The sequence below is a fragment of the Streptomyces sp. NPDC054961 genome (assembly GCF_053609145.1).
Map to the genome: position 1 here is coordinate 12,430 of NZ_JBSGWY010000030.1, position 10,181 is coordinate 22,610.

General features: G+C 70.3%; 7 protein-coding genes. 4 read left to right on the forward strand and 3 right to left on the reverse strand.

Translation table 11 applies throughout. From position 1 onward, the window contains the following. Positions 1-122: 122 nt before the first annotated feature. The 3 genes from ACWF9Z_RS24760 to dusB all read right to left on the reverse strand — a co-directional run bounded on the left by ACWF9Z_RS24760 (position 123) and on the right by dusB (position 5,874). On the reverse strand, positions 123-1,202 hold the full coding sequence (locus tag ACWF9Z_RS24760; protein WP_453605286.1) for a helix-turn-helix domain-containing protein: 1,080 nt from the start codon (positions 1,200-1,202) through the stop codon (positions 123-125). A gap of 445 nt (positions 1,203-1,647) precedes the next feature. Beyond that, complete coding sequence (gene ppdK / locus ACWF9Z_RS24765; protein WP_453605287.1) at positions 1,648-4,356, reverse strand: pyruvate, phosphate dikinase; 2,709 nt, start codon at positions 4,354-4,356, stop codon at positions 1,648-1,650. 375 nt (positions 4,357-4,731) lie between these two features. Beyond that, complete coding sequence (dusB, locus tag ACWF9Z_RS24770) at positions 4,732-5,874, reverse strand: tRNA dihydrouridine synthase DusB (protein WP_453605289.1); 1,143 nt, start codon at positions 5,872-5,874, stop codon at positions 4,732-4,734. Between the two features lie 64 nt (positions 5,875-5,938). Between dusB and ACWF9Z_RS24775 the strand changes: the two genes are divergently transcribed. The 4 genes from ACWF9Z_RS24775 to ACWF9Z_RS24790 all read left to right on the forward strand — a co-directional run bounded on the left by ACWF9Z_RS24775 (position 5,939) and on the right by ACWF9Z_RS24790 (position 10,048). Beyond that, entirely contained in the window at positions 5,939-7,423 is a 1,485-nt protein-coding gene (locus ACWF9Z_RS24775) for an MFS transporter (RefSeq protein ID WP_453605291.1), read from the forward strand. A 144-nt stretch (positions 7,424-7,567) separates the two neighbouring features. Beyond that, the gene (locus ACWF9Z_RS24780; RefSeq protein WP_453605293.1) at positions 7,568-8,590 is read left to right on the forward strand and encodes an aldo/keto reductase; all 1,023 of its coding nucleotides are present in this window, start codon (positions 7,568-7,570) and stop codon (positions 8,588-8,590) included. Positions 8,591-8,611: 21 nt separating this feature from the next. Further along, complete coding sequence (locus tag ACWF9Z_RS24785) at positions 8,612-9,205, forward strand: TetR family transcriptional regulator (protein WP_453605295.1); 594 nt, start codon at positions 8,612-8,614, stop codon at positions 9,203-9,205. A 123-nt stretch (positions 9,206-9,328) separates the two neighbouring features. Further along, entirely contained in the window at positions 9,329-10,048 is a 720-nt protein-coding gene (locus tag ACWF9Z_RS24790; RefSeq protein ID WP_453605297.1) for a VC0807 family protein, read from the forward strand. Positions 10,049-10,181 lie beyond the last annotated feature (133 nt).

Here is a 10,181-nt window from a genome sequence, read left to right on the forward strand (position 1 = left end):
CGCGTTTTCCCTCCCCCCCGGGGGCCCCGACCTAAACAAAATAAAAACAAGGCCACCGGCGGCGCCCGGCGGGGGGGGGGGGGGGGCCCCCGGGGGGGGGCCCGCCCCGGGGCCGCGGCGGCTCACGAGGTCGCGGTCCCGCCCTTGAGCAGCGCGGCTCCCAGCGGGGTCACCGTGTGCAGGACGGAGTTGCCCCGGCGCAGGGTGGTGACGAGGCCGGCCTCGCGCATCACCCCTGCGTGCTGGCTCGCGGAGGCCAGCGAGACCCCGGCGCGCCGGGCCAGCTCGCTCGTCGTGGCCCCGTCGCCGATCGCCTGGAGGACCACCGAGCGGGTGTGCCCGACCAGCTTGCCCAGGGTGCGCTGGCGGTACCGGCGCTGCTCCTCCACGGGGCGCCCCGCCTCGCCGCCGGGCTGCGCGGAGGCCAGCTCCGCCGCCGCCGGGTAGACCAGTACCGGCGGGAGCTCCGGGTCGTGCAGGGTCACCGCCGTGCGCCGGCAGAAGAAGGACGGCTGGAGCAGCAGCCCGCGCCCCCGTAGCCGTACGTCCCGGTCCACGGGGTAGTCGCACTCCAGCACCGGAGCCCGCCAGCGCAGCATCGGCGGCAGCGAGGCCAGCAGTTCGTCCGCTCCGCCGTCGAGCAGCGCCCGGCCGCGTGCGGCCCGCTCGGCCTCGATCTGGGCCTGGATGTGGCTCCAGTACGGCTCCACGGCCGCCCGGTGGTAGCCGCGCAGTTCACCGAGGAGCCGGGGCAGGTGCGCGGTGGCGCCCTCCATGAAGTCCCGCAGGCGCCTCGGTACGGCTCCGTCGGAGGCCGTGCCCGCGCCGGCGGCCCCGGGCATCCCGAAGGCCGCGGCCATGCCGGAGCCCGCCCCCGCGCTCCGGCCGAGCAGCACGAGCTCGCTCCGCATCCGCTCGGGACGGATCGCGCGCAGCGCGTCGAGCCCGACGTCCCATCCGTACTTCCCCTCCACGGGGGTGAGGAAATCGGGGAAATATCCGCGACTCGGTATCAGTGCGCCGAGGAGTCGCGTCTCACCATTCAACCTGCTCCGGGTTTCCGTACGCCAATCGCCGAAGAGCCGGGTATCTCGCCGGTCCCTCAGACGGTGAAAACTCAATATTGTTTCCCACAACGCATCCGGACGTCCTGCCATCCTTAAGCGTGCCAGGTCCACTCCAGTGAAATGGATACGCAGCACCGAACCCCCACCTGTGCAACCGCAATCCCCCCGCCCCATGAGTATGCACGCCGTCACACGTGGTCACCATGGCCTTTCAGCCACAGTTGAAACCCCTTTCGGCGGGGGCGTGACAACCGAAATCCTGTACTCCGCCGGGCACACTCCGGCGCGACCGAAACGCTCCGCGAAGGCCGTGGGGGGCTTTGCGGGGCCTGGCGGTCGGTCGCACCGGGAAGCGCCGACGTGTCCGGCGGATAGGCGGCAGGCGGTGGACGGGTGGGGATCCGTCCACCGCCTGTTGCCGTAAAGACCTTTGGAACAACATTGAACGAATACTCGCCCGGGGGAACCACGGAACAGCCGGGACAAGGAACAGCCGGGAAATAGACGCGCCTGCCCAGGGGCGTCAGGGAACCCGGGCAGGCGCGGTCTCGTGGGCCCCGGTGTCAGGGCCGGTGGGCGGTCAGCGGCTGTCGCTGCCCTTCGACTCGGCGGCGGCGCGGCCGGCCTCCAGGCGCGCGACGGGGATCCGGAACGGCGAGCAGGAGACGTAGTCGAGTCCGACCTCGTGGAAGAAGTGGACGGACTCGGGGTCGCCGCCGTGCTCTCCGCAGACGCCGAGCTTGAGGTCGGGGCGGGTGGCCCGGCCGGCCTGGACGGCACTGCGGACCAGCGCGCCGACACCGTCGCGGTCGATGGTCTCGAAGGGCGAGACCCCGAAGATGCCCTTCTCCAGGTACGCGGTGAAGAAGCTGGCCTCGACGTCGTCGCGGGAGAAGCCCCACACCGTCTGGGTCAGGTCGTTCGTGCCGAAGGAGAAGAACTGCGCGGCCTCGGCGATCTGGCCGGCGGTCAGCGCGGCGCGCGGCAGCTCGATCATGGTGCCGATGGTCAGCTTGAGGCTGGTGCCGGTGGCGGCCTCCACCTCGGCGATGACCCGGTCGGCCTCCTCGCGGACGATCTCCAGCTCCTGGACGGTGCCCACGAGCGGGACCATGATCTCGGCGCGCGGGTCGCCCTTGGCGTTCTTGCGCTCGGCCGCGGCCTCGGCGATCGCCCGGACCTGCATGGCGAACAGGCCGGGGATGACCAGGCCCAGACGGACACCGCGCAGACCCAGCATCGGGTTCTGCTCGTGCAGCTTGTGCACGGCCTGGAGCAGGCGCAGGTCGTTCTCGTTGGCGTCCTTGCGGGACTCGGCGAGGGCGACGCGCACCGACAGCTCGGTGATGTCGGGCAGGAACTCGTGCAGCGGCGGGTCGAGCAGGCGGACGGTGACGGGCAGGCCGTCCATCGCCTCGAACAGCTCGACGAAGTCCTTCTTCTGCAGCGGCAGGAGGGCGCTCAGCGCCGCCTCGCGCTCCTTGTCGGTGTCCGCGAGGATCAGGTTCTCGACCAGCTCGCGGCGCTCGCCGAGGAACATGTGCTCGGTGCGGCACAGGCCGATGCCCTGGGCGCCGAAGCGGCGGGCGCGCAGCGCGTCCTCGGCGTTGTCGGCGTTGGCCCGGACGCGCAGCCGGCGCACGCGGTCGGCGTAGGCCATGATCCGGTGCACGGCGGCGACGAGCTCGTCGGCGTCGTCGGCGCCGGCGTGCATGCGGCCCTCGAAGTACTCGACGACCGGGGACGGTACGACGGGTACCTCTCCGAGGTAGACCTTGCCGGTGGAGCCGTCGATGGAGACGACGTCACCCTCTTCGACGACCGTCCCGCCCACCGTCATGCGGCGGCGCTTGGTGTCGACCTCGAGGTCCTCGGCGCCGCAGACGCAGGTCTTGCCCATGCCGCGGGCGACGACGGCGGCGTGCGAGGTCTTGCCGCCGCGCGAGGTCAGGATGCCCTCGGAGGCGATCATGCCGTCCAGGTCGTCCGGGTTGGTCTCGCGGCGGATCAGGATGACCTTCTCGCCGGAGCGGGACCACTTGACGGCCGTGTAGGAGTCGAAGACGGCCTTGCCGACGGCCGCGCCCGGGGAGGCGGCGATGCCGCGGCCGAGCAGCTGGGTCGTGGCGCTCTCGTCGAAGCGCGGGAACATCAGCTGCGCGAGCTGGGCGCCGTTGACGCGCTGGAGCGCCTCGGCCTCGTCGATGAGGCCCTGGTCGACGAGCTGGGTGGCGATGCGGAAGGCGGCGCCGGCGGTGCGCTTGCCGACGCGGGTCTGCAGCATCCACAGCTGGCCGCGCTCGATGGTGAACTCGATGTCGCAGAGATCCTTGTAGTGGGTCTCCAGCGTCGTCATGATCGTCATGAGCTGGTCGTACGAGGTCTTGTCGATCGTCTCCAGGTCCGCCAGCGGGACGGTGTTGCGGATACCCGCCACCACGTCCTCGCCCTGGGCGTTCTGGAGGTAGTCGCCGTAGACGCCCGCGTGGCCGCTGGCCGGGTCGCGGGTGAAGGCGACGCCGGTGCCCGAGTCGGGGCCGAGGTTGCCGAAGACCATGGAACAGATGTTGACGGCGGTGCCCAGGTCGCTCGGGATGCGCTCCTGGCGACGGTAGAGCTTGGCGCGGTCGGTGTTCCAGGAGTTGAAGACCGCCTCGACGGCGAGGTCCATCTGCTCGCGGGCGTCCTGCGGGAACTCGCGGCCGGCCTCCTTCGCGACGATCTTCTTGAAGCGCGTGACGAGCTTCTTGAGGTCGGCGGCGTCGAGGTCGGTGTCGACGGTGACCTTCTTGGCGGCCTTGGCCTCGTCGAGGGCGTCCTCGAAGAGCTCGCCGTCCACGCCGAGCACGGTCTTGCCGAACATCTGGATGAGGCGGCGGTAGGAGTCCCACGCGAAGCGCGCGTCACCGGCCTGGGTGGCGAGGCCGGTCACGGACGCATCGGAGAGACCGATGTTGAGGACCGTGTCCATCATGCCGGGCATCGAGAACTTCGCGCCGGAGCGCACGGAGACCAGCAGCGGGTCGTCCGACTGGCCGAGCTTCTTGCCCATCTGCGCCTCGAGGGCGTCGAGGTGCGCGCTGACCTCTTCGCGCAGCTCGGCCGGGGCCTCACCGCTCTCGAGGTAGACCTTGCAGGCCTCGGTGGTGATGGTGAAGCCGGGAGGGACCGGCAGACCCAGGTTGGTCATCTCGGCGAGGTTGGCACCCTTGCCGCCGAGAAGGTCCTTGAGGTCGCGGTTGCCCTCGGTGAAGTCGTAGACGAACTTCTGATCTTTGTTTTCCGACACGGGTCTCGACTCCTCGAGGCTCGGTGGCTGCCCTGACGGCCAGGAACATACCCAGATCGAAGGCTTATGGGTACGTCCACTTGGCGGTCATACGGCCGTAACCCTTCACGTGCCAGCAGATCGAATGTAACTAACGAGTAGCCAAAACCGACGGACCGCCTTCACCTCCCGAAGGGTGAGGGGCCCACAGAGGCCTATCGTCGCTCGGATGAGCGATCATCGATACATTTGTGTTCAAGAATTGAACACACAAAGGGTGGCACCCAGTGCCACCCTTTGAAAGTCTTACCCGTGATCAATCCGCTCATCTGAGCGAAACCTCACCCATGCGTGGCGTATGTCACGCTGGCGATGGCACGTTTTGCCATCGGTTTCTCACCCCCCGGACGTGTCCAGTTCGGCGTCCTCGCTCACACCGGCGCAGTCGTACGGATCCTTCAACCAGCCCTCAGGCAGGACAACCCGGTTGTTTCCGGACGTCCGGCCGCGCGGACCGTCCGCGCTCTCCGGCCAGGGCTGGTCCAAATCGAGCTCGCTCAGATGAGCGTCCAGTTCGGCCAGGGAAGAGCTCACGGCGAGCTTCTGCCGCATCTGCGAACCCACCGAGAAGCCCTTGGTGTACCAGGCCACGTGCTTACGGAAGTCGATCACCCCGCGCGCCTCGTCGCCGATCCACTCCCCGAGCAGTTCGGCATGGCGCAGCATCGTGTGCGCGACCTCGCGCAGCGTGGGCTTGTGGAAGTCCTCGGGACGCCCCTCGAAGGCAGCCACCAGGTCGTTGAACAGCCACGGCCGCCCCAGGCAGCCGCGCCCCACGACCACGCCGTCGCAACCGGTCTCGCGGACCATGCGCAGCGCGTCCTCGGCGCACCAGATGTCGCCGTTGCCGAGCACCGGGATCTCCGGCACGTGCTCCTTGAGCCGCGCGATGGCCTCCCAGTCGGCGGTGCCGCCGTAGTGCTGGGCGGTGGTGCGGCCGTGCAGGGCGATGGCGGTGACCCCCTCCTCGACCGCGATCCGGCCGGCGTCGAGGTAGGTGAGGTGCTCGTCGTTGATGCCCTTGCGCATCTTCATCGTGACGGGGAGGTCGCCGGCTCCGGCGACCGCCTCGCGCAGGATGGCGCGCAGCAGGTTCCGCTTGTACGGGAGGGCCGAGCCGCCGCCCTTGCGGGTGACCTTGGGGACCGGGCAGCCGAAGTTGAGGTCGATGTGATCGGCGCGGTCCTCCTCGACGATCATGCGGACCGCCTTGCCGACCGTCGCGGGGTCGACCCCGTACAGCTGGATCGAGCGAGGCTTCTCGGTCTCGTCGAAGTGGATCAGCTGCATGGTCTTCTCGTTGCGTTCGACCAGGGCCCGGGTCGTGATCATCTCGCTCACGAACAGCCCCTTGCCGCCCGAGAACTCGCGGCACAGGGTACGGAACGGGGCGTTGGTGATGCCTGCCATCGGCGCGAGCACCACCGGGGGCTGCACGGTGTGCGGGCCGATCGCGAGAGGCGGGGGGAGCGTGGTCATCCCCCCATTGTCGCGCAGTCGCGCCGCGGGTCATATTTCTTTAGTTAGACGTACTATCGGCATCATGCGCGACTTGAGCCCCAGGAGGCGCTCGCTGGTCCTGGCGATCTGCTGCATGAGCCTGCTGATCGTCAGTCTGGACAACACCGTCCTGAACGTGGCCCTCCCCTCCATGCGCCGCGATCTGAACGCCTCCGTGGCCGGCATGCAGTGGACGATCGACGCGTACACGCTGGTCCTGGCCTCCCTCCTGATGCTGGCCGGGTCCACGGCGGACCGGATCGGGCGCCGCAAGGTCTTCACCGTCGGCCTCGTGCTCTTCACCGCCGGATCGGTGCTCTGTTCGCTCGCTCCGAGCCTGGGCTGGCTGATCGGCTTCCGGATGCTCCAGGCGGTCGGCGGCTCGATGCTCAACCCGGTCGCCATGTCGATCATCACCAACACCTTCACCGACCCACGCGAGCGCGCCCGCGCCATCGGCGTCTGGGGCGCGGTCGTCGGCGTCTCCATGGCGGCGGGCCCGCTGATCGGCGGCCTGCTCGTGGACTCCGTCGGCTGGCGGTCCATCTTCTGGGTCAACCTCCCCGTCGGACTGCTCGCCCTCGTCCTGACCCTGCGCTACGTCCCCGAGTCGCGGGCCGAGCACCCCCGCCGCCCGGATCCGGTCGGGCAGCTGCTGGTCATGGGGCTGCTCGGCTCGGTCACGTTCGGGATCATCGAGGCCCCGGCCGCCGGGCCGCGCTCCCCGCTGATCCTCGGCTGTGCGGCACTCGCCGTCGCCTGCCTGGCCGGGCTGCTGGTGTACGAGCCGCGGCGGCCGGAGCCCCTGATCGACCCGCGGTTCTTCCGCAGCGCCCCCTTCACGGGCGCCACGGTGATCGCGGTCAGCGCCTTCGCCGCGCTCTCCGGGTTCCTGTTCCTGAACACCCTGTACCTGCAGGACGCGCGGGGCCTCGACGCCCTGGACGCCGGCCTCTTCATGCTGCCGATGGCGGCGCTCGCCTTCCTGTGCGCACCCGTGTCGGGGCGGCTGGTCGGCTCCCGGGGGCCTCGGCTGCCGCTCCTGATCGCGGGGGTCGCGATGTCCGCGAGCGGGCTGCTGTTCGCCGCGTTCTCGGCCGAGAGTTCCACACCGACGCTGTTCTGCGGGTACGTGCTCTTCGGGCTCGGCTTCGGCATGGTGAACGCGCCGATCACCAACACCGCCGTCTCCGGGATGCCGCGCGCCCAGGCGGGCGTGGCCGCCGCGGTGGCCTCCACCAGCCGGCAGACCGGCGGGACGCTGGGCGTGGCGGTCGTCGGCGCGGTCCTGGCCGCCGGGCTGGCGGGCCGGGTCGGCCCGGGAGCCGCGTCCGGCGCCGTGTCCGCCGCCGATTTCGTGGCGGCGGCGCGGCCCGCCTGGTGGATCATCACGGTCTGCGGGCTCCTCGTCCTGGCCGTCGGCCTCGCGACCAGCGGCCGGTGGGCGCGCGGTACGGCGGCGCGCACGGCCCGCACCCTGGAACGCGAGCCGGACCCGACCCGTGCGGGGACTCCCCCGCGCGTCTGAACCGCGCGTCTGAACCGCGCGTCCGGCCGCGCGTGCGGACCGTCCGTCCGACCTGTCCGTCCGCCTGGCCCGTCCCCTCCGACCCCGTCACACTGACGAGTGACAGATATTGAAATCTGTCACTCGTCATGCCATTCTCGTTTCATGAACCTGAACGAGAAGTCCCCCCACCGCGTCCTCGGCGCCACCGGTCCCTCCGTCTTCCCGCTGGGTCTGGGCTGCATGGGGATGTCCGCCCTCTACGGCGAGGCCGACCGGGCCGAGTCCCTCGCCACCCTCCACGCCGCCCTCGACGCCGGCGTCACCTTGCTCGACACCGGCGACTTCTACGGCATGGGGCACAACGAGCTCCTCATCAATGAAGCCCTGCGCACCGCGCCCGCCGCGGCCCGGGAGCGGGCGCTGACGAGCGTGAAGTTCGGCGCCCTGCGGACGGTCGAGGGCGGTTTCACCGGGTACGACGGCCGCCCCGAGGCCGTGAAGAACTTCCTGGCCTATTCGCTCCAGCGGCTCGGCCGCGATCACATCGACATCTACCGCATCGCCCGGGTCGACCCGGACGTCCCGATCGAGGAGACCGTCGGCGCCATCGCCGAGGCCGTCGAGGCCGGGCACGTCCGCCACATCGGGCTCTCCGAGGTCGGCGCGGACACCCTGCGCCGGGCCGCGGCCGTGGCCCCGATCGCCGACCTCCAGATCGAGTACTCCCTGCTCTCCCGCGGGATCGAGGCGGAGATCCTGCCGACCGCCCGCGAGCTCGGCATCGGCATCACGGCGTACGGAGTCCTCTCCCGCGGTCTGATCAGCGGCCACTTCGCCCGCGACCGGAAGCTCGCCCCCGGCGACTTCCGCGGGATGAGCCCGCGCTTCCAGGGCGAGAACCTCGGCCGGAACCTCGATCTGGTCGACGCCCTGCGCGAGGTCGCCGACGGCAAGGGCGTCAGCGTCGCCCAGACCGCCATCGCCTGGGTGCTCTCGCGCGGCGAGGACATCGTGCCGCTGGTGGGCGCCCGCCGGCGCGACCGCCTCAGTGAGGCACTGGGTGCCATGGAGGTGAAGCTGACCCCCGCCGACCTCGCGGCCATCGAGGAGGCGGTCCCGGCCGGATCCGCGGCCGGCCACCGGTACCCGGCCGCGCAGATGGACCATTTGGACAGCGAGCACTGAACCGGCTGTACGGTCGTACCCATGCCACCCGCTGCTGCCGAGCCCCTCACTCCCGAGCGCATCCTCGCGACCACCGAGGAGGTGCTGCGCCGCTTCGGCCCGACCAAGGCGACCGTGGTGGACGTGGCCCGCGCGCTGGGCGTCAGCCACGGCAGCGTCTACCGGCACTTCGCCTCGAAGGCGGCGCTGCGCGAGGCCGTCACGGACCGCTGGCTCGCCAAGAGCGTGGTCATGCTGGAGGAGATCACCTCGGCGCCCGCCGAGCCGGCCCCCTCCAAGCTGGAGTCGTGGCTGGAGGCACTCTTCGAGGCCAAGCGCCACAAGGCGGGTGACGACCCCGAGCTGTTCGCGACGTACACCGTGCTGCTCGCCGAGAACAGCGGTGTGGTCGACCGGCACCTGACCGAGCTGATCGATCAGCTGACCCGGATCATCGGCGAGGGGGTCGCGGCGGGATCGCTCACCGCACCCGACGTGCCGGCCGCGGCCCGCGCCGTGTTCGACGCCACCAACCGGTTCCACGATCCGGCGTACGTGGCGGACTGGGTCTCGCCGACCATCACCACGGAGTTCGAGGCGCTCACCGCCCTGGTCATCCGGGGTCTTCGCGCCTAGCACCCGGAAGCATTCGTTCCGCAGAACTTGATCATGATTTTGGGCGCTGGGGCCTTGCCGCGAACCGAACGCGTTCTTACGTTCCCTTTACCGCACATCATCAGGTCTGTTCCAGGGGGAACGTTGTCCGCGCAAGAAATACCCGCAGCACAGTCCGGGCCACCGGCCCGGTCCGGAGCCACCGCCGCGATCGGCTGGATCCTGACCATCGCATTCAACGTGGTCGCGCCCATCCTCACGTACAACATGCTCACCGACCGGGGCTGGAGCGAGTTCGCCGCGCTCCTGGTCAGCGGCGCCTGGCCGGTGGTCGAATCCGTCGGCAACCTCGCCTGGCGCCGCAAGATCGACGAGTTCGCCGTGGTCACCCTGGTCTTCCTGGTGATCACCGCTCTCGTCACGCTGATCGGTGCGCACTCGGCCCGCGCCCTGCTCATCAAGGACTCGGGGGTGACGGGTCTGTTCGGCGCGCTCTGCATCGCGACCCTGCTCGCTCCCCGGCCGCTGATGTTCTACTTCGCCCGGAAGTTCGGCACCGACGGCACCAAGGAGGGCGTGGCGTACTTCAACGGCCTGTGGCAGTACCCCAACTTCCGGAGCGCGATGCGGCGGATGACCACCGTCTGGGGCCTCGCCTACCTCGCCGAGGCCTCGCTGCGCGTCGTGCTGGCGGTCCTGCTGAGTGTCGACACGATGGTCTGGCTCAGCCCGGTCCTCATCTACGGGGTCCTGATCTCGCTGATCTTCTGGACCATCCGGTTCTCGAGGCGGAGCCAGGCCGAGGGCCAGGCCAGGGCCGCGGCCCTGGCGGCCGCCCCCGCCGGCAGCCCCGCACCCGCGTAACCACCGGGGAGTACGACCGTGGGGGCGGGGGGGGGGGGGGCCCCCGCCCGGGGGGGGGGGGGGGGGGGGGAAGACGAGCCACGCAGGGGGGCGGAGGGGTAGGGTGTGATTAAAAAATCAGCAACGACCCCAG

Bases quoted from the DNA above. Each gene is read 5' to 3' on its own strand.
- ACWF9Z_RS24775 (WP_453605291.1), top strand. From the start codon at position 5,939: ATGCGCGACTTGAGCCCCAGGAGGCGCTCGCTGGTCCTGGCGATCTGC.
- ACWF9Z_RS24785 (WP_453605295.1), top strand. From the start codon at position 8,612: ATGCCACCCGCTGCTGCCGAGCCCCTCACTCCCGAGCGCATCCTCGCG.
- dusB (WP_453605289.1), bottom strand. From the start codon at position 5,874: ATGACCACGCTCCCCCCGCCTCTCGCGATCGGCCCGCACACCGTGCAG.
- ACWF9Z_RS24780 (WP_453605293.1), top strand. From the start codon at position 7,568: ATGAACCTGAACGAGAAGTCCCCCCACCGCGTCCTCGGCGCCACCGGT.